This is a genomic window from Streptomyces yangpuensis (assembly GCF_024666385.1).
GTDB classification, from domain to species: domain Bacteria; phylum Actinomycetota; class Actinomycetes; order Streptomycetales; family Streptomycetaceae; genus Streptomyces; species Streptomyces yangpuensis.
This window is the reverse complement of record NZ_CP102515.1, coordinates 152,726-177,277: the sequence shown is the minus strand read 5'-3', so window position 1 is coordinate 177,277 and position 24,552 is coordinate 152,726. Positions and strand designations below refer to the sequence as shown.

Genomic DNA, 24,552 nt, shown 5'->3' with positions numbered 1-24,552 from the left:
TCCAGAGGAGTAGGACCTGCTCGCACGGCTGGCGCTTTTCGGCGCCGGTCGGAGGTCGTGGGTTCGAATCCCACCACGTTGCCCTTGGCCGGAGCGGGCCCAGGCCCTGGCCGCCTGTATGTGCTCCGTCCCCCCGTCGGGCTGACCTGGGCGCGGCCGCGCGTGGCGGCATCGGGTGGCCGGGGCAAAAGATCGACGGTCCCCTCGGCGAGCTGCGGATCAAGCTATGGTCCGGGTAGCCCGTGCCGATGTGGCGCGCCGGGTGAGGCCCGGTGCCCAGAGCGCTCTGGGGGCAAGCAGTACCACCGGGCCGCCCCAACCCCACCTGCCGCCCCACGCCATCGGCCGCCCAGGCCGGCCTCGGTCTGCCAGCCCGTGCCGTGCGCATCCTGCTTCACCGGCGCCTGGTCATGCTCGGCATCCTCAGTGCCTGTTTTTTGATGGCTGACCTGCCGTTCTTCGTAGCCCAACCCCGCCCCGGTTGGCCAGGCTCGTCGCGCATAGGCTCGGCGCATGGATGACTCGATATGGGTGGGGGTGCGCGAGCGGGTGCAGGCCCTCATCGCCGCGCCAGGTGGTGACCGCGTCTTCGGCGCGATAGGGCACAAGTTCTTCCTTGCGGACCCCTTGACTCCGGCAGAGCTGGCCGATCTCGAAGGTCAGACGGGTGTGTCGCTGCCTGGGGAGTACCGCGGCTTCCTCCTCCTTGTCGGCGCCGGTGGCGCCGGGCCCTCATATGGCGTGTATCCGGTTCGACTCATTCAGGGGCGCTGGCGGTGGGAGGGAGACGGAGCCGAGCTGGCTGACCTGTCCCGATTGGCCGAGCCGTTCCCGCGTGAAGGCGCCGATCCCGAAGCTGTCCAGCTGCTGCTGTCCGAGCATCCGGAGGAGGAGGACTTCGAGGAGATCGAGGACTTCGATGACGCCATTGAGGCCTGGGAAGAGCGCTGGGAACCCCTGATGTGGTCGGCGGACCGCACGGTCGGCGCGATCGTGATCTCAACGCTGGGCTGCGCCGCCCGCGAGTGGCTGATCATCAGCGGCCCCGAGCGTGGGCGAATCTGGTTCGACAACAGGGCAGATGACGAGGACCTGAAACCGCTTCTTGATGAGACCGGCGCACCGATGACCTTCACGCACTGGTATCTGGCGTGGCTTGAGAAGGCTGAACGTCAGCTGGCGTCGGCCCCGGCGGCGGGCTGAGTCGGGGGCTCGGCCGAGCTCGCCGCGGGTTTCCTTGCCCAGCCGTCGGTGCGGGGGCCCTTGCGGGTAAGTCGCCTGGTCATGAGGGTGATGAGTGTCCAGTTGATGTGGGCTTCGCCGTGTTGGGGCAGGCGCTCGATATCCCGACCAGCCACCGGGAAGAGCGCAGCGGAGGCCATGCGGCCGACCCACCCGTCAGCCTGTGAGGTCTGTGAGCCGCAGGCCAATTTCGCCAGGTGGGCGAGGTGAGCTTGGCATGGGTCAGGCGGCGGCCGCGACTGTCTCCCGTGAAGCCTGGGGCGAGGCCGTCGACCGAGCCGAACGGACTCGGCGACAGGACGAGGTCGCTGAGGAGCCACACCTGCGGGCCGCGGCGCGGCTGTTCAGGCGCTGTCGATGCGGGCGAGCAGGGCCTGGGCCTCGGCGGTGCGGCGGTGGTCCGGTCCGAAGGCGGTAAGGCAGGCGTCGTGGGCGGCTGCGGCCAGGGGGCGGGCCTCGGTGCCACGCCCCAGGCCGAGGAGGGCGGTGGCCGTGGCCAGCTCGAGGGCGCCGGTTTCAGGGCGGCGCTGCTCCTGGGGCAGACGACGGTGCAGCTCCTCGGCGCGCTCCGACTCCGCGAGGGCCTCCTCGTGGCGGTTCTGGCCGTTGAGGCTGCGGGCCAGACCGAGCCGCAGGACCAGGGTGAAGCGGTCCGGTGCGCGTCGGGCGGAAAGTGCTTCGCGTGCCAGCGCCTCCGCCTCCGGGTGGCGTCCCAGCGCGGTGAGGGCGTAGATCTGCCCGTTGCGGGCGGCCGTTGCTATGAGGGGCATGTCCGGCCCTGTGCCGCGGGCGGCGATCCGGGCGACGGCCGCGCACTCCGCCTCGGATTCCGCGTACTGGGCGAGTGAGCTCAGCGCCTGGGCGCGGTCCGAGCGCAGTTTGAGGGTCTGCGGGTGTTCGGCGCCGAAGATCCTGCCGGCGACCGGCAGCAGTGCGTCGTATGTGGAGACGGCATCGGCATGGCGGCCTTGAGCGCCCGCGGCGAGCGCGGCGATACCCAGGGCCAGCGGCGCGTACGTGTCGCCGCGCGACCGTGACCGGGCTGCAGCCACGGAGCGTGCCTCGGCCTCGGCCTCCGCATAACGCCCCGCCTGGTACAGGGCCGTGGCCTGGGCCAAAGGGGTCCGACCGGCTTCGTCTCGGTTGCGCCGAAAGAATTTCATGCCTGGAGCATACGAACGCCGCACACCCACGCGGCGAGTGTCGGTGCGTCGGTTCGGCCCCGCAGGAGGCCGGCTCACCCGGGCCAAGTTGAACAATCAATCACGGGTCCGTGTCAGGTCGGCGTTTCTACGGTCAACGCTCACCTTCCCGAGTCGCCCGTACGGGTTAAATCTAGGGCTAATTCTGAGGTTAAATAATGCTAGTGTGAGGGAGTGGAGGTGGATGTGATGACAAGTCAGGAAGAGCTGTTCGAGCTGGTCGACGCTCTGTTGGAGGGGGAGCCCGAGCTGCCGCCGCCGGCGGAGCGGGCGCGGCTTCGGGAGGCGGCCGGGGTGTCGCAGGCGAGGCTGGCGCAGGCGCTGAAGTCGACGACGCAGACGGTGAAGAACTGGGAGAACGGCCGCTCGCAGCCGCGTCCGCCGCGGCTGCAGGCCTACCTGCGGCTGCTGGACGGCTGGGCCGCGAAGTACCCCGCCCCGACCCCGGCCCCAGCCACCTCCGCTCCGGCGCCGACACACGCGCCGAAGACCACGCCCGTCAGGCGGACGTCCACCGGCCCGGCTGCCGCAGCGCCGGAACAGAGCGTCGCGGCCGCCCTCGCCGCCCCACCCCCTTCCGCGCCCGCCGCACAGCCCGCCCCGGTGGACGCGCCGTCGTCTTCGCCGGCGCGGGCCTCGTCGCGTCCTCCGGCCCGTAAGCGCGTGGTGCCGAACATTGCTGCCGCGCCGTTCCAGCACGGTCCGCTGGCCGTCCTGGACGGTGACGGATCCGCGTACGGCGTCGACGGGATCGTGCTGGACTGCCCCGCCACCACCGTGGTGGAGCTGGTGGAGTGGACGCTGAAGGAGTCCGGTCTGGGTGCCCCGCGCCTGAACCGCAACGGTAAGGACTCCGACCCCCTCATCGTGCTCACTGCGGCGGCGGCCGTGAAGCTGGGACTGCCGGAGCGCCTGGAGGGCACTCAGGAACGCCGGGCGCTGCGCCTTGCCGACGACCATACGGTCGTGAAGCAGATCGCGCGCGCAAGGTGGAAGCTCACCCAGCGCGGCTTCGGCCCGTGGCCGCGCGTCTACCGCAAGACCGAGGGCGGCGCGCGGCAGTGCGTGCAGCTCGCCATTCTGTCCTGGGATGCCCTCGACACGCGTTCCTGGCCCGGGGTCGCCTCGATGCACCCGGCCGACATCGCCCACGTGCTAGGCGTCTACGCCCAGCGGGTGATGACCCCGCGCGGGTCGACGGCGGTGACCGGGCTGGAGCTGATGACCGCGCTGCGGCCGCCGACCCGGGCCGTCCAGGACCAGGAGAGCGGGAACTGGGTCTCCGGCCACAACCCCGGCTCGCTGGGGACGGAGCCGATGGACCCGGCGCCGCCGGAGGGCCAGCCCGAACACCCCGCGGTCTTCCGCTCCGGCTGGAAGGGCGGCTTCCTGAACGAGGAGGCCTACCAATGGGTCCGCGACCCCGCCCTGCTCTCCGACGCCGAGTGCCTGCTGCCGTACGCGGTCGGCCTGGACCTGAACACCGCGTTCCTCGCGGCCGCCGCGCGCCTGATGGTGGGCCTGTCCGCCCCGGACCACTTCCACGCACCGGTGTTCAGCAAGAAGATCCCCGGCTCCTGGCTCGCCGACCTCTCCCACATCGACCTCGACCCCCGCCTGCCCTCCCCGTTCACGCCGGACGGCACCCGGCCGACGGGACCTGCCTGGTACCAGACCCACACCCTGGCCTACGCCCAGGAACTCGGCCACGACGTCCACCCGATCGAGGCCTACCTGCGTCGTGAGACCGGCGCCTACCTCGACCCCTGGCACGACCGGTTGAAGACCGCCTACCTGGACACCCTCGCCGACCTCGGCGTCACCAAGGACCTGACCGACGCCGAGTACCTGGCCGCGATGGAGCACCACCAGCAGACGGACCCGGCCATGGCCGCCGTCCTCGCCGCGATCAAGGCCACCGTCAAGGGCGGCATCGGCAAGCTCTTCGAGAACCCCCAGGGCCGCAACTACCGGCCCGGGGATCCGTGGCCCGCGATGCAGCGTCCGACCTGGCGCCCCGACATCCGCGCCGCCGTCATCTCCAAGGCCCGCGTCAACATGCACCGCAAGCTGAACAACATGGTGAAGCTGACCGGCCTGTACCCCCTCGCCGTGCTCTCCGACTGCGTCGTCTACCCCTCCCCGGGCGCGTCCCCGCTGGACTTCCTGCCGTACGCGGAGTCCGGCAAGCCGCTCATGGGCGGCTTCCGCCTCGGCCCCACCCCCGGCCTGGCCAAACTCGAAGGCGTACGGGAGATGGCGTGGGCGGTGGACCTGATGGAGAAGGGCCTCAACCCCGCCCGTCATATCAAGGGCGGCGACGCCGTTCTCGACGACGGCAAGTAGCCCTCACCGACGACAGCGCCCTCCGCAGCCCTGCCGGCGGCAGCGGAGGTACCACCATCCCGTCCCCTACGAACGAGAGTGGTTGTGCCGCTAGCGGCCGCTCTGCGTTGTTCCCTACCCCGTCACAGCCGCTCGTGGCGGATCCCGGTCCGCGCGAGACGCGCGTACCCCGACGCCCGGCCCTCCCCCGCCCTGCCGCAGCGGGGGAGGGCACACCCTGCTGAGAGAGGAGTCCCACCGTGGGAGAGATCGAGGACGCGATCGAGCGGGCCGACCGGGAAGGGTTCACCCAGGAGCCCCCCAAGACCCTCAAGGGCCGCATCAACTTCCTGGTCAAGAAGCTCAAGTCCACCCGCGCGGTCGCCGCCGAGCTGGGGATCAGCCAGCGTTCCGTGGAGCGCTACCGCAAAGGCAACCGGAAGACCCCGCCGAAGGAGATCACCGACCGCATCGACGACGCCGTCCGCGCCCGCTGGCAGCTCATGGTCCGCGGCCGCCGCCGCAAGCACGCCGCCACCACCGCCGGCATCACCGTCGAGACCCGCGCCCGGTTCGGCTACACCGCCCCGGTCGGCACGACCGACGACGGCCGGTTCCGCGCCTGACCGTCCACCTCCCCCGTACTACGCACAGCGCCTCTTCGAAGCCCGCAAGGCAGGCATGAGCGACCGGCAGATGCGCCAGATCGTTGCCGACGGGTTCAGGGAAAACTAGTGCGTTCTGCACGGCTTGTGCCATTTGCCGCTCATCGGTCCCACGGTCGGCCTGTGCGAGCCGCTCCGTTCGGGCCCTCAGGAAGGCATCCAGTCGCTCTACATCACCGGGTGTGGGGCGGGCGTCGTCCCTGCGATACTGGCCGTCCAGCAGGTCGCGGCCGCCGAGTCTGGATCGCCGATGCGTCTCAACGAGGCCCACTGCCCGGTCAGACATGATCCCCCATCACCCGCATGGCGCACCCATCCCGCTGCCCCGCCAACCCATGATCCAAATTTAGTACGAGCACGCCGCGGATCAGGGGTTTGCGTTCTTCCCGCGCTGCCTCGTCCAGATCACCCCCGAAGTCGGCGGCGGTGTCGTTGTCGAAGGGGCCGGTATCCCAGGTGCCCATGTCTCTCCTTGCGTGGCCGTCTGGGGATCGTCGCATTGGCCACCGACAACGAGGTCACGAAGCAAGCAGCACCCGCTTGCGCAGGAGCTTGAAGCCAGCGCGTCCGTACATCTGCCGCTTGATCATCTTGATGCGATTGACGTGGCCTTCTACGACGCCTGAGCTCCAGGGCAGGGTCAGGCCAGCTGTGACGGCCGCGAGGTCGCGTTCGAGGCCGTTGATGAAGGTGTGCATGCTGGGCAGGTCGTCGGCCCGGACCGCCGCCATCCACTTGGGGAGCCGTTCTCCCTGGAGCTGGGTGAGCATCTGCCCGAAGGAGCGGACGTGCCCGGCGAGGGCGTCCAGCTCGGGGCAGCCGGCCAGGACGGACTTCAGCTTCAGTCGCTCCTTCTCCGGAAGTCCGTCGGGGTGGGTGAGGTTTGGGCTTGGCGAGGTCAACGCGGAGCAGGTAGCCGCGGGTTGGGTGGGTGCAGGACCACTGCGGCCGGGTGGCGCACAGCTTGCAGCGCAGGATCGCGACCGGGCCGCAGTTACCGCCGGGGCTCAGGCCCATCTCCCGTAACTGCCTGCGGGTGACGAGCCCGTCGGGCACCGTGCTGCGGTCGTACTCGGGCAGCGACGCGTCACAGCGCGGCACCCGGTTCACCTCGCGGCAGCGGCGCTTCCTCCGCGGGCGCGGCATCACCTGCTCCAGGCGGTGGGCAGACGGTCGGGGCGGTGCGGGTAGCGGGGCCGGGGCGCTGCGGACGGGGCCGGCCGATCCGGCGGCACGGGCGGGGGATGAGCACGAACAGTTCCTCCAGTCGTCAGTGGGGCGGTGCTCGGATCAGGTCTCCGGATCCGGTCAGCGCTGCGCCCCGCCGACGTCGTGCTGGTGTCGGCGGGGCGCAGCAGGCAGTTCGGTCATGCGGCGAGGCTGTGGGCCGTGGGCGTCCGGGCGGCCTGTCCGGTCCTCGCCGCCCGCGGGGCGGGTGGGCGAGGGCCAGGCAGGGCGTCGGGTCAGCGGGCGGCGCGGGTGCGGAGCAGGCGGGCGGCCCAGCCCCGCAGCCGGTCGAGGCGGGTGGGGTGGGTGTGCCGCCAGGCGGTGTCGAACACGTCGTCCTGGGTCGGGAAGGACCGGCTCGCGCCGCAGGTGCAGGTCCAGGCGTACGGCTCGGGCCGGGTGTCGTCGAGGGTGGCGGTGACCTTCGCCGGGGCGCCGTCGTGGCGTCCGTGGAAGGTGCCGGCCCAGAGCTCGTTCTTGTCCAGCTTCATCGGGGTGCCTCTCGGGTTCGGTGACGAGCTGCGGGTCAGCGCTTCTGGAGGGGGTGGACGTTGTCCGGGGCGTCGTCTTCGTCGTCCGGCGCGGCCGCGGTAGCCGGGGCCGGGAGGTGGATGTGCGGCTCGATCTGGTGGCCGCCGTTGTGGATGTGGGTGAAGAACGCCGGGCGCAGGGTCAGGCCGCGCAGCGCGAAGGCGGAGGCGGCGGTCCAGGCGAGGACGGCGAACCCGGTGGCCATGGTGCGGCCCGCGTCGGGAGCGGCGTCCCAGACCATGGCGATGCTGGCCGCGCCCCACACGGTCCAGGTGATGCGGGCGCCACTGCTGCGGGCGAAGCCGCCGATCAGGCCGAAGAGTCCGACCAGTTGCCAGACGGTATAGACGGTGGAGGCGCTGACCGTCAGCGTGGGGGAGTGCGCGGCGATGTACGTGCGGATCGGCTGGTCGATCACGGCGAAGACGCCGGTGGATGTGTCGGTGCCGACCTGGACGCGGGGCGCGGCCGTCAGCAGGCTGTGCAGCATGCCGGCCAGGGCGTCGGTCGCGCCGTCCAGCAGCAGGATGACGAAGGAGATCCCGGCGAGTCCGACGACCGCCTTCAACCAGTTGGCCATACCGTGCCAGCCGAGCGACGGCGCCAGGCGCAGGTCCTCCCAACGGTCGTGCAGGACGCCGCCGTCGTCCCAGGCGTCGGCCCACCAGACGCGCAGGGCCTGCGTGCGCGGCTGCTTGGCATCGAGTTCCTCGAGCAGCAGGGGCGCGGCCGCGGGCTGCCCGTGTGCCTGGCCGTGGCCGGCGGCCGGGTGCTCTTGGCGCGGGCCGGGGACGTTCGGGGTGCGGTCGTTGGGGTCAGCCATGGTCGGCTTCTCCTTCAAGAGCGGTGACGGCGCGTACGGATGGGCATGGCTCTGTTGCCGGGGCCTGGTGGTGGGCCAGGCTGGGGCGAGGCCAGGGAGCAGCAAGGGGGTGCGATGGCAGTCGAGTTCGATTCGGTGATCGCCGACGGGGTGATCTATCCGGCGTTCACGGACGACGACGGCGTGCTGTGGATCGACGACGAGGACGACTACGAGGTCGTCGTCGACCACGCGATCGTCGATGGGGTGATCTACGAGGCGAAGGTCGATGAGTACGGCCGCCTGCTGATCTACCTGGACGACGACTGAGCGCGCGGGCTGCTCCGGCGGCCTGCCCCGTACTCGACTCCCGGCCCGGACGGGGCGGGGTTCGAGTACGACGCAGGGTGCCGGGTCAGTGGTGGATGTCGTTGCGGGTGCGGGCGAAGAACATGCCGCGCGTGGTGTTGTTGCTGGTGATCTCGGTCCGCATGGTGACCGGGCCCTCGTAGACGTTCTTGGTGACGGCGGAGCGGGCGCGGTTGATCGCGCCGCCGATCGCGGTGGCGGCCATGGCCAGGCCCGCGAAGGGCAGGGTGACCATCAGGACTCCGGCGAGGCTGACAGAGGCCAGGCCCTGCAGGACCAGCCAGGCGCCGCAGCCGATGCCGGTGACCCCGGCGCCGACGCCGATGGAGGCCACCGCGATCCCGGCCGCCCAGGCCGGGACGATCCGATGGTCGGGCTGGAGGACGGGCGGGGTGTCGCCGTAGGCGGGCACGGGGGAGTGGTCGCGGTAGGACGTCGGGAAGTGGCCCGGCTGGTCGGTCCGGAAGCTCGCGTCCATGATCCGCATGGCTTCGGCGGCGGCCTCGGAGTCGGTCATCGGGCGGCCGGCGGCGGGGTGGAAGTCCATCGTGCTTCTCCGTTCGGGTACGAGCGCGCCCTCCCGGCCGGGACGGCGGGGAGGGCGCGAAGGGTGGGGGAGCGGGTCGGGCTACTGCCGGTGGGCGGCGGCCTCGAACTCGGCGAGCGTCGGGTACTGCAACCGCAGGCCGGTCTCCGGCTCGGGCTGCTCCTGGACGCCGTTCTTGCGGCCGGCGAGCAGCAGCTGGTTCAGCAGGCGGCGGGCCTCGGGGTCAGTGGCGAGGACGGTGGCGGCTTCGTCGACGACGAACAAGGGGCGGTTCATGGCGGGCTCCGATCGGTTCATGGGGCGGGTTATCCGAGGGTGCTGATCCATCCGGCGATGCCGCTGATCGCGTCGTTGATGGCGGGCGCGATGCCGGTGGAGGCGAGGGAGAAGCCGAAGAGGATGGCGGCGAGCGCGGGCCACAACCGCAGGTAGCCGGTGCGGACCAGGACCACGACGAGGACGCCGGCGAAGAAGACCAGGGAGATGGTCAAGGCCACGGTGGGGAGCTCCTTCGGGAAGGCCGGCGGCCGGGCGGGCGCGGGGCCCGGCCCGGCCGGGCGGGGGAGGGTGGGGGTCAGTTCCTGATCGCGGTCAGGGTGTTGCGGATGCTGCCGAGCTTGACCTCGCGGCCGCCGTCGGCATTGACGAGCTCCAGGATCTGGAGGGCGTCCAGCGGGTCGTCGTGTGCGTCCAGGACGGACTGGATGCGGTCGCGCAGCGTGCGCGCCTTCGGCTTGGCCGCGGCGGCCGGGACCGGCGAGGGAGCTGCCTTGGCGCCGCCGCCGCTCTTCTTCTTGCCGCCGCCTTCGCCGTCTTCGTCTTCCTCCGGCTCGGGGAAGACGGCCCGGTACGCCTCCATGCCGTCCAGGCGCTGGCAGTAGGCGTCCCCGATCAGGGCCCAGGCGTCTTCCTCAATCTCGGGCGGGGCGCCGGGGCCGTAGAGGTCGAGGACCTCCGGGTCCAGGCCCTCGGTAGGTGTGGCCGAGCCGATGTTCCAGAACCGCATCTTGCTGGTGGGGTAGCGGCCGTTGACGTTGTACGCGGTGCCCTGGGTACCGGGCAGGTCGCTGTCGTCGTGCTCCTCGTCGAACTGCGAGACGAGGTCGACCTCGCCCGCGTACTTCGGGATCGGCGCAAGGACCTGACCGGCGGGCAACAGGCCGTCGGTCACCAGCTGCTTCATCATCGAGCTGGTCCAGCGGAGCAAGACCACCTCGCCCTCCTTGAGCATGGCGCGGAGGGTGTCGCTCCCGCCCATCTCCTCGAGGTGGCCGGCCTGGGCAAACAGGCCGATGCCGACGCCGAGGGAGCGGCCGGTGCGGCCGATGTCCTTGATGTAGAAGGTGGCCTCGTCCCTATACGGGGCGCCCTTCTCCAGGAGGCGGTTGGCTTCGTCGATGATCTGGTAGATCAGCGGGTCGGGCCGGTCCCGCAGGAACTTGGAGCGGCCCAGGCGGGCGTAGCGCTCCTGGCGGTCCATCATGGTCAGCCACGTCGTGCGCAGCTGCGCCATCGTGCCTTCCTGCGTGGTGACCCTCCAGGCCACGTTCCCTTCCATGCCCGGTCCGGCCTGCCCGAAGGCTTCCGGTGCGGACTGGCCGCCCTTGAGGTCGGCGTACAAGACGGCGATCCCGGAGCGCTTCATCGCGGCGAGGATGATCTGCCCGGCGGTGGACTTGCCCGCGCCGGTGGTCCCGAACAGCAGCAGGCGCTGCGCGGACCCGGACGCAGGGTCGTACAGGCGCAGCAGGGAAGGCCGGCCGTTGTGGTAGCGGCCGATCCAGATGCGGCCGCGGGCGTCCATGACCAGCATCTCGGGGTCGGCGAGGATGACGCGGGCGAGCGGGTCGTGGGGGTAGATGGTGACCAGGGCCTTGGTGCCCATGACGCTGGTCTCCACCGCGAGCCGGTTGACGTCGGCGATGTGCAGCGCCGCAGCGAGGCGCTGCGGGTGGTAGGTGATGATGTCGCCGGGCTCGGCCGCTTCCACGGTGAGCTCGTAGATCCTGCTCATGCGGGGAGCTCCTTGGTCTCCTCGTCGGGGATGTCGACGGTGCGGATCGCGGTGATGACGGTGGAGGGCATGCCCTTGGGGGCGATGAGCTTCTCCCAGGCCGTGTAGATGTCCATGGCCTCCTCGGGGGCCTGGCCGACGGTCAGCCGCCGCACGCCGGCGCCCTGGCGGGGCACCGGGGTGATGGCGATCTCGTCCTCGGGCCAGTTGATGGCCGCGGACAGCTCCAGCAGGTCGATCTTCGGGACCGGCTTGCCGGGCAGCGTGGAGCGGATGACCGCGGTCATCGACTGCTCACCGGTGCGTTCGATCTGCTCCAGCACGGTGTTCGGGGCGGCGCCTCCCTCGATGGCGACGTGCTGCGCCCAGAACACGGCTTGCGGGTGCTGGGGGCCGGCGGGGACGTCCTCCTGGACCAGGAGCTCGCGGGTCTGCTCGATCGCCTCGGGGGTGAGCGATTTCTCGCGGCCGACCAGGATGCGGGCCACGCGGGCCGGGCGCACGTAGAGCACGGCGGCGGTCCAGCCGGCGTCGGCGAGGAGTTCCCAGTACCAGTCGATGCCGGGGATGATCCGCTGCGCGGTGAGCAGGACGGCCATGGAGACGGAGGGGGCCATGTAGAGGCCCATGGCGGTGTTGCCCGTGGCGTCGCGGCGCAGGGTCAGGGACCAGGCGGCGCCCCAGCCGGCGCAGCCGAGGGCGGCCAGGACGGAGGGGGCGTAGAGGTCGTGGGTGAAGGCGCCGGTGGCGAGCGCGCCGGTGCCGGCCACGGTGGCGACGCGGCCGACGGCGTTGCGTGCCAGGGCGAAGCGGCTGCGCAGGGGTCCGAGGCGGATCATCGGTGAGCTCTCCTTGTCAGGGCATAGGGAAGGGCGGCGAACCCGTCGTGGGGTTCGCCGCCCTTCGTGCTGGTGCGGAGCGGGTGGGTCAGCGGTTGCTGTAGAAGGTGCGGTCGGCCATCTCGATGCCGTCGGGCATGTTGTTGGCGGCGTCCGCGACGGCGCCGTAGTCGGCGATGTGCGCGTCGGCGGTCTCGTGGAAGAGCGTGGACATCTCCTCGCACTCCACGGCCATGGCTTCGGCTTCGTCCTTGCAGGACCGCATCACGGTCGCCGCTTCGCGGTGTTCGTTGACGGTGGACTGGTCGACGCTGAGGGCGGCGGCCTGGTCGGCGAGCCGGTCGACCGACTTCGCGCAGTCCTCCACGTACTTGAAGGTGGAGCGGACCTGGTGGGAGAGGCCCGCCATGGTGGCGCTGGCGGCGGTGAGCTGCGCGACGACGATGCCGAAGCGGACGGCGCCGACGATGGTGGCGCCGGTCGCCCGGAGGGCGCCGCCGATGACGGGTACGAGGTCGGACACGGTGGGTTCTCCTATTCGACGTGGTAGTCGCGCTCGGCGGGGGCGGCGTGTCCGGCGTCGCGGACGGCGTCGGCGAGCGGCTTGTGGCGGCGCTCGGCGTTCTCGCCGGCGCTCGCGATGGCCTCGGAGGCGGCGGGCAGCTTCTCCGCCAGGGCCTCGGCCTTCGCCTTCACGCTGACGGCCTTCTCGGCGAGGATCAGGACCCAGCCCTCCAGGACGCCGGGCACCTTGAGGTCGACGATCTTCTCGTGCAGGGCCTCCAGCCGCGTCATCATCTTTTCGCAGCCCTCGGCGGCGGCACGGGCCTCGTCGACGCCCGCCATGATCTCCTCGGCCATGTCGGCGTCGGATTCGATGACGTCGTAGATCGTCAGGTCGCTGTCCGCGTACTGGGTGTTTGGTGCCTTCGTCGGGACGGGCACGGTCACTACGGTTCCTCCCTTTCTTGCTGCGGGAATCGCCCCGGCGGGAACCCCGGCCCGGCGGCGCGCCTCACGCTGGCGTGCCTCCCAGACCTGGCCGCCGGCCTGTTCGACGGTGATGGTCGTGCCTTCGGCGTAGCCCCAGCCCGGGGGAGGGCCGAACCCTCCGGCCGGTGCCGATGCCGGGTCCGGTCCGGCCGTCGTGACCGAGCTGGTGGAGCTGGCCGGGCCCGGGTCAGGCTTCCCGGAGCGGCGCGCGCCCGCCCGCTCCCACCAGCCGCGGAGCGAACCGCGCTTGTCGCCCTTCCCCTTGGAGGCCGGGCCGGTCGGCGTGGGCCCGGTCGTGCCCGTGCTGCCGGTGGGGCCGGCGGCCGGGCCCGGTCCGGGCTTCTGCGGCTTCTTGGTGAGGCGGACCTTCTTGCGCAGGTTCACCTTCGGCGCCGTACCGGCCCCGGTGGTGGTGGCGGGCTTGGGCTTCTTCGTGAGGCTGACCTTCGGCGTCGCTGTACCAGTCGCGGTGGTCGTCCCGGGCTTGGGCTTCTTGGTCAGGTCGACCTTCGGCCTGGCCGTACCGGCCGGGGTAGTCGTCCCGGCCGGGGCAGGCTTCTTCCTCTTGTTCTTGCCCTTGGGGACCGTGGTCAGGACCGGTGTCAGGTGCTTGCGGCGCTTGTTCAGCCGCCGCTCCGATTCCGCAGCGATGGCCGCCGGGAGGGTGACCCGGGCCTTGCCCGTGCGCTTCGGGGGGCCGCCGGCGCCCGGCTTCCTCCCGCTCTTCTTGCCCTTGCCCTTGCGGCCCTTGGACGGAGTGGGCGAGGACGGCCGCTTGCGGCCGGGCTTCGATCCCGTCCCGGACGAGCCGGGCTTGGTGCCGGACGGTCCGGGCTTCGTGCCCGAGCCGGGCTTCGTCCCCGAGCCCGTGCCGGGCTTGGACCCGGACGGGCTGGTCTTCGTTCCGGTACCGCGGCCCGGCTTCGAGGCGGACGACGGTGTGGCGCCGCCGCCCGAGCCGGACTTGCCGGAAGAGCCGGAGGTGCCGGTGCTGTGCTTCGGCTTGGGGCCGTTGCGGATCCGGTCGGCGGCCCGGTCGCGAACCGCTCCGGAGAGGCTTCCGGAGTTGTTCTTCGTGCCGGTTGCCGGGGTCTTCCCACCCCCAACTCCGGGCTTTCCGGAACCCTTTGCCCCGGAGGCCTCCAGGGCGCCCCTGCGGCCTCCGCCGCCGCCTCCGCGCCCGCCGGTGCCCAGCGACGGCGTACGGCCGCCAGAGGCGCCTCCAGGCCCCTTGTTGGGCGTCTTGGTTCCGGAGCCGCCCGGCGGCTTGGAGCCGCTGGAGGAGCGGAACGCGGCAGGCGGGGAATTCTTTCCGGAGTTTGTCCGGCCGCCACCACCGCCTGATGTGCGGGTGCTGCGCCCGAATTCGGGACCGGCCTGCAAGCGGCTTTTCTGGCGAGCCGCTTCAACGCCGAGGGTGGCCTTATCGGCCGCCGCCTGCTGCTTATCTGCAATTGCCCGGTGGTGTTCGTGGCGGGCTTTCAGATAAGCGGCGGCATTCCATGCGCCACGCATTGCGGCGACGGTAATACCGGCCATCATCACCACCGACATGGCGGCGATTCCCTGCCCTTGCGGACTGTCCGAGATTCCGGGGTCCGCGTGCGTGGCCGTGGTGTCACCGCCTGCGCCGACGTCGGAATTCCCGGCGACCAGCAGGGAGGGCGGGGGCGCCAGGGTGGGCAGGGCGGTCAGGGTGGGGGTGTCCGCCCCGGGGGCCGGCGGGCCGCTGCCCACCGGCCCCGGGATCGTGAGCCCGCCGGGGAAGCCGAGGACGGTCACCCCGGCGTCGTCGTCGGCCATCGGCCGTCTCCATTCGATCAGTCACTCCGGGTCACGGATCCGGGGGGCCTCACGCGCGCGTATAGGCGCGCATGTTGGGCCCCCGGATTCAGGGGGTGAAGCGGTGATGATGAGCTGTGATGAGCGCGGAGCGTTACGGCGAGGTCGGCCGGCCCTGCTGCTCCGTGGTCCAGCCCTGGAGCAGCAGGACCAGGTCGGCCCACGCCCTGTCGTCGGTGCCCGCCAGGAGGCGGGCGAGGTCCCACAGCGCGGTGGCCCGCGCCTTGTTCGTGGTGGTCTCCGCCAGGCGCTTGTTCCAGCGCGCCGTCTGACCCTTGGAAAGGTGAGCGGCCATGTATCAGGCCCTCTTTTCCAGGAAGTCCAGGAAGGTGTTGTGAGGGCCGTCCGTGCCGGTCTTCTGTACGACTCCCTTCCCGTCGCCGGTCGGCTCGACCAGGGCGCTGCTGATGCCGTTGAGGTGTCCGGCGGTGTTGACCGCGCGGGCGGTGGCCAGGCCCTTCTTGTGGGCCTTTTCCAGCTCCTTCTTCTCCGCCTTCTCCTCGCGCTTGGCGGGAAGTTCGACGTAGCGTCGCTGGAATTCGGGGTCGAGCTTTCCGACGTGGTTTACGGCGGCCCGCAGGTCCTTTTCGAGCTGCGCCAGCGGACGGGAGGCGAGATAGGCCCGGAGTCGGGCTTCGAAGGGCTTGTCCCCGTCGAACTTGAGGTTCTCCAGGTCGGCCCGGTACTCGCCGAGCAGGGCCCTGACCTCGTCGGCCATCTGCCGCAGTCGCTCGCGCTGCTGGGCGGCGTAGACGGCGGTGCCGCCGGGCTTCATGAGGTGGTCCGAGGTCCACCGGTTGTTGTTCTCGGGCATGGCAGAAGACCTCCAGGTCTCGGGGTGGGGAGGGGGGATGGGGTTCGTGGGTCCGTGTCCCCGAGGCGTGCGTGCGGGGCCGGGGTGGTGCTCGGTTCGGGCGGGCGGTCCGCGCCTCGCTCGGGGCGGGTGCGGACCGCGGGCCTGCCGGCCGTGGCCGTCACCGGTCCGCGCTCACGCTCGGGGGAGCGTGGGCGCGGGCCGGGGGCGACCATGAGCGGCAGGTGCGGTGAGCGCCGGTTGGCGCTCAGGTCGGGCGGTGAGCGCGGTGGGCGCTCAGACGCTCACCGGGACGCTCGCCCCGGCGCTCACGCTCGCGCTCGCCGGGGCGCTCGGGGTGCCCTCCTCGACCTGCTCGCGCAGGCGCTGGGCGGTCGGGCGGGAGACCGGCTCGTCGGACAAACCGGCCTGGGTGAGCGCGTCGCGGATCTCCGTCCACTGCGGACGGCGCCCGAGCTCGGTGTAGAGGAGCCGGATCCGATCGTGGCGGCGCTCGGTGAGCGCGTCCCGCTCGCTGTTGGTTCGACCGCCCTCCGCTCGGTGAGCGTCGTCGCCCTCCACGGGGCGCTCACCTCGGTGAGCGCCTGCGGTGAGCGCGGGGCGCTCGCGCTCACCCTCGCCGTTGCCGGGGGTGAGCGCGCTCACCTCGGGGTGAGCGCCGCTCGATTCCGGGTGAGCGTCGGCGCTCACGTCCACGCGCTCGACGGTGTGAGCGGTCTCGGGGGTGAGCGCGTCGGCGAGCGCGGCGGGCGCCGTGTCGAGCTTGAGCGCCATCCGCTTGTCCAGCGGCGCCTTCCACCGCCACAGCCAGCCGTACTCCTCCTTCAGCTGCGCTCGCAGGTAGGTCAGCTCCTGGAGACGGGTGAGCGCCTCCGCGTAGGAGGTGATCTCCCACAGGATCATCCGGCGGCGAAGCCGGGCGGTGGGGATCGGGGCGAGCAGCCAGCGGCTGCGGCGCACCGTCTCCATCCGGACCTTGCCGGTGACCGCGCCGATCCTCGTGGCGTACACGTGGGAGGCGATCTCCGAGAAGACGACCCAGAGCAGGGTGAGGGCGGCGTGCCCGATGCGGCCCGCCGCGGAGTCCGAGGCGTTCCAGTTCAGGTACACGGTCACCGCCGTCAGCACCCGGGGAACCCACCGGATCCAGCGCAGCTCCATCCCCATCCGGATCAGGATCAGGCTGGCGCCGGTGAACGCCGGGATCGCGACGTCGATGCCGACCGGCAGCAGCCACGGCCACTCCCAGCCCCACGCCGCCGCCTTGGCCTCCAGCGCGGTGTAGGAGGAGAGCAGGCCGAGGGTGGACACGGCCGCGGCCGCCAGGACGATCCCGACGACCAGGAGCAGCTCCTGCCCGGACAGCGGCGGGACACCGCCGGCGGGCCGGGCCTCGTCGCGAACCTTGCGCCGCTTGGCGCGGGACTCGGCCCGGATCTCCCGGCGCCTGGCCCGCTGCACGGTGCGCTGCGTCGCGGCCTCGAGGGTGCGTTCGGCCTCGGCCAGGGCCTGGGCGGCGGCGGCCTGGTCGGTCGTGGCCTTGGCCGCCGCCTCCCGGGCCGCCTTCGCGTCGGACTCTGCCTGGTTCCGCAGCCGGGTGACGTCCTTGTCGGTGGCGGCCCGCAGCTCCTCGGCGGCCTTGCGGGCGTCGTCCAGAGCGCGGTCGGCGTCGGCGCGAAGGCCGGCGGCCAACTTCTCCGCCCCGGACCGCACCTGCGCGGCCTGCTCGTCCGCGCTGCGGCGGGTCCGCTCCGCGTCGGCACGGGCCCGCTCCAGGAGGTCCTCGGCGTCCTTGGCCGCGCCCCTGCGGGTGTCGGCGGCGGTGCGCTCGGCCCCGGCCAGGAGCTCGGTGCTCTTCTCCTTCGCCTCGGCGAGAACCCGCTCGGCCGCCCGGTCGGCCTCCTTACGGGCCTGCTCAGCGTCGGCGGCCGCCGACGACAGGACGTCCTGCGCCTGGCGGTTCGCGTCGGCCAGGACCTCCTCGGCCTTCCCGGCCGCGGCCGTGGTGAGGGTGTCGGCCTCCGCGCGGGCGTCGGCGAGCAGCTGCTCCGCCGTCGTCTCGGCGTCGGTGCGGACCTGCCGGGCGTCGACGGCCGCCGTGGTCGCGGCGTCCTCGCGGAGCCGGTCGGCGGCCTTGTGTGCAGCGGCCAGGAGCTCATCGGCCTTGCCGCTGGCCTCGGTGGTGAGGGCCTCGGCCTTGTCCCGGGCGTCGGCGAGCAGCTGCTCCGCCTTGGCCTCGGCGTCCGTGCGGGCCTGGGCGGCCGCCGTGGCGGCGTCGGCCAGGAGGCGGGCCTTCTCGGCGGTGGCCTCCTCGGTGAGGGTGGCCGCCTCCGAGCGGGCGCCGTCCAGCAGTTCGGCGGCGCGGGCCTCGCCCGCGGCGACGATCCGGACGGCGTCGGCGGCCGCCTGAGCGCGGAGGTCGGCGGCCCGGTCGGCGGCGTCGGCCAGGACCGGGTCGGCCTCCTCGTGTACCAGCGGCACGGTGGTCTCGGCGGCCGGGGCGGCGGCCTGGTCCGGGACGGCGGCCGCGGGCGTCTGCCGGGCGGCGGGGGTGCGGGGCTGCCGCTTGGGCTGGGCCCGGCGACGGGCGGCGTTCTTGGTGGCCACGGGGATGTCCTCTCGTACGTTCCGGCGCCTCCGTGAAGAGGGGCACCGCGGGGCAGCGTCGGTCGGTAGGGTCAGGACCAGGTCCTCCGAGGCCCCGGCAGCTTCAATGCCAGGGGCTCGGAGGACCGCTTTGCTGCGGGGGCTGGTGGATCAGTCGCTGGCGGGCAGCTCCGGGCGGCGGTTGGCCGTCTGGTGCTGCTGGGTGAGCCAGGCCATCGCGGCCGCCGTCATCTCGTCCGCCGCGCCCGCGGTGTTCAGCGGGGCGGTGTCGATGTCGCGCATCGCGTCGGCCGGCGGCAGCAGCCGCATGTACTCGCCCTGCGCGTCGTTGACGAAGCCGCCCTGCACCGGCAGCAGGGCGTAGCGGACGCCGCCGGAGACGTAGGTGTTGACCCGGCTGACCCGGCAGACGAACGTGTGGTTCGGCTCGCCGCGCCAGAACCGCTCCGGGTCGCGGTAGAGCACGAAGTCGTCGCGCTGGAACGAGACGGCCTTGCCCTTGGCGGTCGCGGGCTCGGAGAAGGCGTGCATACGGGCTCCCTGGTTCAGTGGTCCGGACTGTCCGGCTCCCAGTCACCGCCCGACCCGGCCCGCCGGGATTCGGCGGGCCGGTGCGGGCGGATCAGGCAGCCGTCAGGCCGACCACGCGGCGCCGTTGGCCAGGGACGCCGCCGCGCGGAAGGCAGCCGCGCTGGTCTTCCCGCTGCGCGTCGTGCCGCCGATGAGCGGGTGGGCGTCCGCGAGGAGGGGGAGCGCGGTGTCCACGGCGCCGGTGGGCCGGTGCGGGGCGACGATCCGGCCGTCGGGGAGCAGCTCGCCGGTGTCCTCGAAGACCAGGACGGCGTTGCACAGCAGGCTCCAGCCCTGCTCCGGGTGGGCGGCCACCACCTTCGCGGCCTCCCGGTCCGGGCTGTCGGCCGTCGGGCACTTCGGGTTGTGCGTGCAGAGCGACTCCGGCAGCCGGGTGGTGCTGGCGGTCGTCGCGGTGTCGGTGCTGGTACGCATGGGCTCTCCTGCGGGATGCGGGCCCGAGACTCTCCCGGGCTGGAGGCGTGCGAAAGGCCGGCTGCCCGTGTGGCGGGCGACCGGCCTGGTGGAGCAGCGCGGTGCGGGATCGGAGTTGGGTCTCCGTCCCGCACCGCGGTCAGTCGTACGGAGCCTCAGCCGTGCAGGCGCCGGCCGAGGTCGTGGTCCTCGTTCGTGCGGCGGAGGTTGTCCTCCAGCCGCTTCTGGTCGGCGTCGGTCATGCCGCAGCCCCCGCCCCGTTCCTCGCGTTCCGGGCCCGGTTGCGGGCGGCGCGGCGCTTCATCGCCCGCCGCTCGTCCTCGGACAGGCCGCCCCAGACGCCGTCGTCCTGGCCGGACTCCAGCGCCCACTGCAGGCACTGCTCCATGACCGGGCAGCGGCGGCAGACAGCCTTGGCCTCCTCGATCTGCAGGAGCGCCGGGCCGGTGTTGCCGATGGGGAAGAACAGCTCGGGGTCTTCCTCGCGGCAGACCGCGTTGTGTCGCCAGTCCATCCCGGTCACCGCCCTTCGCGAACGCGGCGGAGGGCCTCGTCCATGATCGGGTCGGAGTCGCTGTCGTTCCGTGCGATGCTGGTGGGCATCAGGTCCTCCACGTAGGTCCTGGACAGCCCCGGAGGGTCTCAAGTCACCGGGGCTGTCGGGCTGTTCAGGCTGTTCGTACGAGCAGCCGCGGCCCCGTCCATCCCGAGCGATCGGGATGGACGGGGCCGCGGTCGTTCGTGCGGGGTTGGTCAGCTCGCGCGGCGCTCGGGGTGCAGCGTCTTGAGCGGCACCGGCGGCGCTCCGAGCGGCGCGGCGCCGGCGGGCAGCTGCGTGCGGCGGGTGTCGGCGTCGCGGACGGCGGACTCGGTCGCCGCCCACTGTTCCTTGCGCCGCAGCCGCAGGATCCGGTCGTTGCTGCGCTCGTCATCCGCCGGTGCCTGCTTCTGCGCGGCGATCTGGCTGACGGCCGGGGCGACGGCGACCTTCGGCTTGCGCCGCACGGTGGTCTTGCGGCGGTGGCCCGTCTCCGCGTGACCGTCCTCCAGGCGCTCCGCCCACTTGCGGACCGTGACGTTGACCGTGACCAGGCGGTTGCTGCCCAGGCGGCAGCGGACGGCGGCGTCCTTGCCCGCGCGGCCGGTGTCGTGCGGCACGACCTTGGTCGTCTTGGTGCCGAAGCCGGTGATCGGCACCCACGTCTCGCAGTCGGGGCAGACCAGCGAGGCACAGGCGGGGCGCAGGTCGTACTGATGGGGCTTGAGGGTGGAGAGGGCCAGCGCCGGGCGGGCGTTGACGGTGCGGGAGCGGGTCCGGCTCCGGCGGGGGCGGGCGGTGCGCTCAAGGGTCGAAGCAGACATCTGGACTCCTCACAGGCGGAGCGGCAGGGGCGCGGGTTGCGATGCTCTCTCTGCCCTGCAGGCCGCAGGCACGAGGCCGGCGTCCCGTAGGACAGACAGCGCACAGCGCTGCGATGTACACGCAGTGGTCGCGGCCGTCAGGCTCCGGAGGAGTTCGATGGTGCTCTCACGCCCTCCGATTCCCAGCAGGCTGGGGAGGACTACTCCGGCCGACCCCGAAGGGCGGACGACTACTGCGGTCTTGCCGGTGTCACTCGGTGCTCCCGGAGGGCCACCGCCTTACATACATCAGGTTGCATCAGGTATCCTCAGGTGTCAAGCGGTATAGTGAGGCAACCAGATGAACCTGAAGGAGGCGAAGCACATGTCCGGGCCACCCCGAGCCGACAACCGGCCGCCGTACGCGCGCATCGCGGGCCACTACCGCGACCTGATCAGCTCCGGGGACCTCGCGCCCGGCGATCTCCTGCCCAGCATCAAGGCGCTGTCCACCGAGTGGAACGTCAGCACCGCTACCGCAGACCGTGCGATGAGGCTGCTGCGCGAGGAGAGGCTTGTGCAGGGCATCCCGGGCGTGGGCACAGAGGTGATGGCCCGCCCCACCTCGCTGTCCTCTGGATCGGAACGTCACGACCGCAGCAGCAAGACCCAGTCCTCCTGGGGCGTCGGCGAGAAGTCGTCCGGCCACACAGCCGGCATAGTCGAAGCTCCTGAGGACGTTGCGCACGCGCTGGGCATCTCGCCTGGTGACGACGTGATTCGCCGCAGCCGCGTCTACCGGGACGATCACGGCATCGTCTCCCACTCCACGTCCTGGATCCCCGCCGAGTTCGCTAGGGTGCTGCCGGAACTCGCGCGCAGCGCGCGACTCAAGGGCGGGCTGTCGCTCGACTTGATCGCTCGGGCCACCGGACGCCAGGTTGCTAAGCGGATCGACGAGGAGTCAGCGCGAATCGCCACCGCGGACGACCTCGAGCTCCTGGAGCTGGAGGCCGGCACCACCGCGGCGATCCTGGTCCTCACCGCCCGCTTCACGGACGCCGATGGCGAGGTGCTGGAGTACGGCGTGGACCTGGGCGCTCCGGGCCGCACGCGAAGGACAACGTCGGAGGTCCTGCGGTGACCGCACACAGCTGCGGGCTTCTGGATGACACCCTCGTCGGGTGCCTTGAGCACCGGCTGGACGTGCTCCTGCACGCACAGCGCACCGACACCCTGCCTCTGGAAGGACGATTCGAGATCCGACGCATCTCCGCAGCCCTGTCCGGCCAGCCGGGACCCGCACCACGGGCAATCCTTCTGTCCGGCCTGCAGGGATCCGGCAAGACGACCCTCGCCCGCGCCCTGGAGCAGACCGGGTTCCGGCGCCTCTGCCCAGACGAAGAGATGTTCCGCCGGTACGGCCACTACGGCAGGGACTTCCCCCGGGGCGAGTTCAAGGTCCGGGAGGCCCCTGTGCTGAAGGACATCGCGCTTGAGCTGCAGGAACTCCTGGAGGCCGGACACGACGTCGTGGTCGACCACGGATTCTGGACTCACGAAGAGCGGGCCCACTGGGCTGCGACGGTGATGGAGGCCGGCGGCGCGCCTGTCCTGATCTACCTGCCCGTGCCGCACGAGGTGCGCTGGGACCGGATCCAGCAGCGAAACGAGCAGTCGCTGGTCGACGCCAACGCGATCGAGTTCAGCGAGGAGGACCTGCTGCGCCACGCGGGCCGCTTCGTCCCACCGACCGACGGAGAGCCGCACATCGTGTACGACGGTCACCCGGAACACGTCCTGGCGCAGTTCCGCCGTGGACGTCCTTCTACCTAGGGCGGCCCACATTGGCTCCCGCCTTCCCGTAATCGAGGATGCGAACTTGTCGATCACCAGGGTGGGATGAGGGAGCATGACCACACGAGGTCCGGCGGCGGACCGGTCCTGGACCAGTCCCGGACAAGAAGCGGACCGCTAGCGGACCAGGGCCCTTGCTCTGCTGACTCGGCGTCGCTTGCGACTGACACTGAGGGCGCAGAGCACGATTTCGTGACTCGGGGAGGACCGGTGGCCGGCAGCGCCAGTCAAGGGGATCCGCGGACGAGATTGGAGTACCTGCTGCGGCAGCAGCCGCGCACGTACGACGAGATCGTTCGGGACTTCGGGCAGCTCGCTACAGGGCTTGGAGAGAACGTCACCCTCAGCACCCGGCACTTACGTCGGCTTGCCAGCGGTGAACGAGCCAGTACTACCCCTGTCATGCGCCGTGTTCTGCAAAGCATGTTCGGCATGCCGTTGGAAGAGCTCCTCGCCCCCTGGGCGGGGTCTCTGCCTGCGGTCGACGAACCCACCGGGCTGATCCTGGCGACAGGAGAGCCCACTGCGGACAGGGAGCTGATCGAGATGGCTGCACGGCGAGCCAAAAGCTTCGCTTTCACGGCGGGTCAGACCGACCTCACGGCGGACGTGATGGAGCAGGTCCACGCGGATGTCCAGAATCTGGCGATGGACTATCCGCAGAGGCCGCTGTCGGAGCTGCTGCCGGACCTCATCACGACGCAGGACACGATCTACACGCTGCTGGAGCAGCAGCGTCGCCCCGCACAGGCTCGCCAGCTGTACTTCCTCGCCGGGGTGACTGGTGGTCTGCTCGCGAAGGCGAGCCACGACTTGGCGGACCCGCACGCGGCACTCACCCAGGCCCGGACCGCGTTCGTGTGCGCGGATCAAGCGGACCACAACGGGCTTCGGGCCTGGATCCGCGGAGTCCAGTCGCTGGTCTCGTACTGGGCCGGCCGGACCCGGGAGTCGGTCCGCTACGCCCAGTCCGGCGCCGAGTTCGCGGCGGTCAACTCGTCGAGCGTCTGGCTGCCAATGAACGAGGCCCGTGCCCACGCGGCGCTCGGCAACGCCGACGCAGCCCGCGCCGCGATCGAACGCGCGGAGCGCGCCTGGGACCTCGTCCAGCAAGACGAGGTCGACGAGCTCGGCGGCCTCTGCCTCTTCGGCCGAACTCGGCAGATCTACTACGCGGCGGAAGCCCTGTCCTGGCTGCCTTCTCAGAGCAGCGTCGCCAACGACTACGCGACCCGCGCCGTCGCGGCCTACGAAGACAGCAGTTCCCCCGAGTGGGCCTTTGGCGACCAGGCCGGAGCACGCAGCGCACTTGCCATCACGCGCATCCAGATGGGCGAGCTGGAAGGCGCGACCGAGGCCGTGGCACCGGTCCTCGACCTCGCTCCCGAGCAGCGCATCAACGGCATCGTCAACGCGACCCAGCGCGTACACCGCGCTCTGCGCGACTCCCCGCTCGCCGAGGACGCGTCGGGCCTGCAGGAACAGATCGAGGCGTTCACCCGCACCCCGCTGAAGTCGCTGCCCCGCTAGGAGCCCCCGTTGACGTACCCGATCCACCTCATCGGCGACCAGGTCGCGCTCCGGGAGTTCGCCCCGACTGATGTCGACGACGTCCTGGCCATCATCGGCGACGACCAGGTCACCCGCTGGCTGTCCTTCGACAGCCGCTCCAGGGCCGAGGCCGTCGCCATGGTCGACGGCGCGGTCACCCGCGCCCAGGAACAGCCCCGCACCGAGTACTACCTGGCGGTGACGCCCAAAGGCGAAGACCGCGTTGTCGGCTTCGCCCGCATCGCCTTCGCCGGCACCCGGGCCGGCAAGTTGGGCTATGCGATCGCCGCGCAGGAGTGGGGCCGCGGGTACGCCACGGATGCAGCCCGCTGCCTGACCTCGTACGCATTCGCCGAACTCGGGCTGCACCGCGTCAGCGCCGCCATCGGCCCGTCGAATCTGTCCTCGATCGCCCTTGTCGAGCGCCTCGGATTTCAGCGAGAGGGCGTGCTCCGCGACCACGTGCACACCAACGGAAGCTGGCGAGACAGCGTGCTGTACTCGGTGTTGGAGAGCGAGTGGCGCCCGTAACCACCGTCATGGCTCTGCCTGAACTCACCCGCTCGCCTGAACCTCTAAGGCGCTGCAGCAACGGGCCGGAATCCGTGCCACGTTTGGGGCACCAAGTGGTTCTACCTGCGCGTTCTCACGCCAGGAACGGAACAGTCGTCGGGGAGGGCAGGGAGGAACAGGCGGCTCGCGCGACAACACGCTCGTTCTCAGTAACGTAGATCACCGAGGGCGTGTATCTTTTCAGGAAAGGTTTTCTAGGGTGGGGG

Annotated in this window: 24 protein-coding genes and 3 pseudogenes; 8 read left to right on the top strand and 19 right to left on the bottom strand. The window is 71.5% G+C overall.

Annotation, left to right across the window (positions count from 1 at the left end; all coding sequences use genetic code 11):
• Positions 1–513: 513 nt before the first annotated feature.
• The gene (locus NRK68_RS34640) at positions 514–1,203 is read left to right on the top strand and encodes an SMI1/KNR4 family protein (protein WP_257858151.1); all 690 of its coding nucleotides are present in this window, start codon (positions 514–516) and stop codon (positions 1,201–1,203) included.
• Between the two features lie 383 nt (positions 1,204–1,586).
• Here the strand turns inward: NRK68_RS34640 and NRK68_RS34635 are convergent, their stop codons facing one another.
• On the bottom strand, positions 1,587–2,294 hold the full coding sequence (locus NRK68_RS34635; RefSeq protein ID WP_308296351.1) for a tetratricopeptide repeat protein: 708 nt from the start codon (positions 2,292–2,294) through the stop codon (positions 1,587–1,589).
• Positions 2,295–2,633: 339 nt separating this feature from the next.
• Between NRK68_RS34635 and tap the strand changes: the two genes are divergently transcribed.
• Positions 2,634–4,790 carry a telomere-associated protein Tap gene (gene tap, locus NRK68_RS34630; RefSeq protein ID WP_257858149.1) on the top strand — a complete coding sequence of 719 codons (2,157 nt, stop codon included), beginning with the start codon at positions 2,634–2,636 and terminating at the stop codon, positions 4,788–4,790.
• 239 nt (positions 4,791–5,029) lie between these two features.
• Positions 5,030–5,498: pseudogene (gene tpg / locus NRK68_RS34625) on the top strand (telomere-protecting terminal protein Tpg); the annotation flags it as partial.
• A 214-nt stretch (positions 5,499–5,712) separates the two neighbouring features.
• On the opposite strand, the gene NRK68_RS37020 reads toward tpg, so the two are convergent.
• The 4 genes and pseudogenes from NRK68_RS37020 to NRK68_RS34605 form a co-directional block, all read right to left on the bottom strand.
• Complete coding sequence (locus tag NRK68_RS37020) at positions 5,713–5,898, bottom strand: DUF4259 domain-containing protein (protein ID WP_373024687.1); 186 nt, start codon at positions 5,896–5,898, stop codon at positions 5,713–5,715.
• Positions 5,899–5,952: 54 nt separating this feature from the next.
• Positions 5,953–6,309: pseudogene (locus NRK68_RS34615) on the bottom strand (ISL3 family transposase); the annotation flags it as partial.
• 588 nt (positions 6,310–6,897) lie between these two features.
• A complete protein-coding gene (locus tag NRK68_RS34610; RefSeq protein ID WP_257858147.1) occupies positions 6,898–7,152 on the bottom strand; it encodes a hypothetical protein in 255 nt (84 codons plus the stop codon).
• Between the two features lie 35 nt (positions 7,153–7,187).
• Positions 7,188–8,015, bottom strand: coding sequence for a hypothetical protein (locus tag NRK68_RS34605; RefSeq protein ID WP_257858146.1), 828 nt, complete (start codon positions 8,013–8,015; stop codon positions 7,188–7,190).
• A gap of 114 nt (positions 8,016–8,129) precedes the next feature.
• Here NRK68_RS34605 and NRK68_RS34600 point away from each other — a divergent pair, with 114 nt between their 5' ends.
• A complete protein-coding gene (locus NRK68_RS34600; protein ID WP_257858145.1) occupies positions 8,130–8,324 on the top strand; it encodes a hypothetical protein in 195 nt (64 codons plus the stop codon).
• Positions 8,325–8,409: 85 nt separating this feature from the next.
• On the opposite strand, the gene NRK68_RS34595 is transcribed toward NRK68_RS34600, so the two are convergent.
• The 14 genes and pseudogenes from NRK68_RS34595 to NRK68_RS34530 all read right to left on the bottom strand — a co-directional run bounded on the left by NRK68_RS34595 (position 8,410) and on the right by NRK68_RS34530 (position 20,386).
• Positions 8,410–8,910, bottom strand: a complete 501-nt coding sequence (locus NRK68_RS34595) for a hypothetical protein (protein WP_257858144.1) — start codon at positions 8,908–8,910, stop codon at positions 8,410–8,412.
• An 81-nt stretch (positions 8,911–8,991) separates the two neighbouring features.
• Positions 8,992–9,186 (bottom strand): hypothetical protein, encoded by a 195-nt coding sequence (locus NRK68_RS34590; protein ID WP_257858143.1) that lies wholly within the window; start codon positions 9,184–9,186, stop codon positions 8,992–8,994.
• 29 nt (positions 9,187–9,215) lie between these two features.
• The gene (locus NRK68_RS34585; RefSeq protein WP_257858142.1) at positions 9,216–9,407 is read right to left on the bottom strand and encodes a hypothetical protein; all 192 of its coding nucleotides are present in this window, start codon (positions 9,405–9,407) and stop codon (positions 9,216–9,218) included.
• Between the two features lie 77 nt (positions 9,408–9,484).
• Positions 9,485–10,924, bottom strand: coding sequence for an ATP-binding protein (locus tag NRK68_RS34580; RefSeq protein WP_257858141.1), 1,440 nt, complete (start codon positions 10,922–10,924; stop codon positions 9,485–9,487).
• Entirely contained in the window at positions 10,921–11,763 is an 843-nt protein-coding gene (locus tag NRK68_RS34575) for a hypothetical protein (RefSeq protein ID WP_114059074.1), read from the bottom strand. Before NRK68_RS34575 ends, NRK68_RS34580 begins: the two co-directional genes overlap by 4 nt.
• Before the next feature lie 88 nt (positions 11,764–11,851).
• A complete protein-coding gene (locus NRK68_RS34570; RefSeq protein WP_257858140.1) occupies positions 11,852–12,286 on the bottom strand; it encodes a hypothetical protein in 435 nt (144 codons plus the stop codon).
• Positions 12,287–12,297: 11 nt separating this feature from the next.
• Positions 12,298–14,559 (bottom strand): hypothetical protein, encoded by a 2,262-nt coding sequence (locus tag NRK68_RS34565; protein WP_257858139.1) that lies wholly within the window; start codon positions 14,557–14,559, stop codon positions 12,298–12,300.
• A 133-nt stretch (positions 14,560–14,692) separates the two neighbouring features.
• Entirely contained in the window at positions 14,693–14,893 is a 201-nt protein-coding gene (locus NRK68_RS34560) for a hypothetical protein (protein WP_257858138.1), read from the bottom strand.
• A gap of 3 nt (positions 14,894–14,896) precedes the next feature.
• Positions 14,897–15,412, bottom strand: coding sequence for a hypothetical protein (locus NRK68_RS34555; protein WP_257858136.1), 516 nt, complete (start codon positions 15,410–15,412; stop codon positions 14,897–14,899).
• 276 nt (positions 15,413–15,688) lie between these two features.
• Positions 15,689–18,019, bottom strand: a complete 2,331-nt coding sequence (locus NRK68_RS34550; RefSeq protein ID WP_257858134.1) for a DUF2637 domain-containing protein — start codon at positions 18,017–18,019, stop codon at positions 15,689–15,691.
• 150 nt (positions 18,020–18,169) lie between these two features.
• A complete protein-coding gene (locus tag NRK68_RS34545; protein ID WP_257858133.1) occupies positions 18,170–18,550 on the bottom strand; it encodes a hypothetical protein in 381 nt (126 codons plus the stop codon).
• A 234-nt stretch (positions 18,551–18,784) separates the two neighbouring features.
• Positions 18,785–19,024, bottom strand: a pseudogene (locus NRK68_RS34540) (DUF5999 family protein); the annotation flags it as partial.
• 238 nt (positions 19,025–19,262) lie between these two features.
• Positions 19,263–19,538, bottom strand: coding sequence for a WhiB family transcriptional regulator (locus NRK68_RS34535; protein ID WP_257858132.1), 276 nt, complete (start codon positions 19,536–19,538; stop codon positions 19,263–19,265).
• 239 nt (positions 19,539–19,777) lie between these two features.
• Positions 19,778–20,386: a hypothetical protein gene (locus tag NRK68_RS34530; RefSeq protein ID WP_257858131.1), complete on the bottom strand. Its 609-nt coding sequence runs from the start codon at positions 20,384–20,386 to the stop codon at positions 19,778–19,780.
• 364 nt (positions 20,387–20,750) lie between these two features.
• On the opposite strand from NRK68_RS34530, the gene NRK68_RS34525 reads away from it, so the two are divergent.
• The 4 genes from NRK68_RS34525 (at position 20,751) to NRK68_RS34510 (ending at position 24,304) form a co-directional block, all read left to right on the top strand.
• Positions 20,751–21,509 (top strand): GntR family transcriptional regulator, encoded by a 759-nt coding sequence (locus NRK68_RS34525; protein WP_257858267.1) that lies wholly within the window; start codon positions 20,751–20,753, stop codon positions 21,507–21,509.
• Positions 21,506–22,201, top strand: coding sequence for an AAA family ATPase (locus tag NRK68_RS34520; RefSeq protein ID WP_257858130.1), 696 nt, complete (start codon positions 21,506–21,508; stop codon positions 22,199–22,201). The genes NRK68_RS34525 and NRK68_RS34520 overlap by 4 nt, the downstream gene beginning before the upstream one ends.
• 213 nt (positions 22,202–22,414) lie before the next feature.
• A complete protein-coding gene (locus NRK68_RS34515; protein ID WP_505514231.1) occupies positions 22,415–23,752 on the top strand; it encodes an NsdA family TPR-like regulatory protein in 1,338 nt (445 codons plus the stop codon).
• Between the two features lie 9 nt (positions 23,753–23,761).
• The gene (locus tag NRK68_RS34510; protein WP_257858128.1) at positions 23,762–24,304 is read left to right on the top strand and encodes a GNAT family N-acetyltransferase; all 543 of its coding nucleotides are present in this window, start codon (positions 23,762–23,764) and stop codon (positions 24,302–24,304) included.
• Positions 24,305–24,552 lie beyond the last annotated feature (248 nt).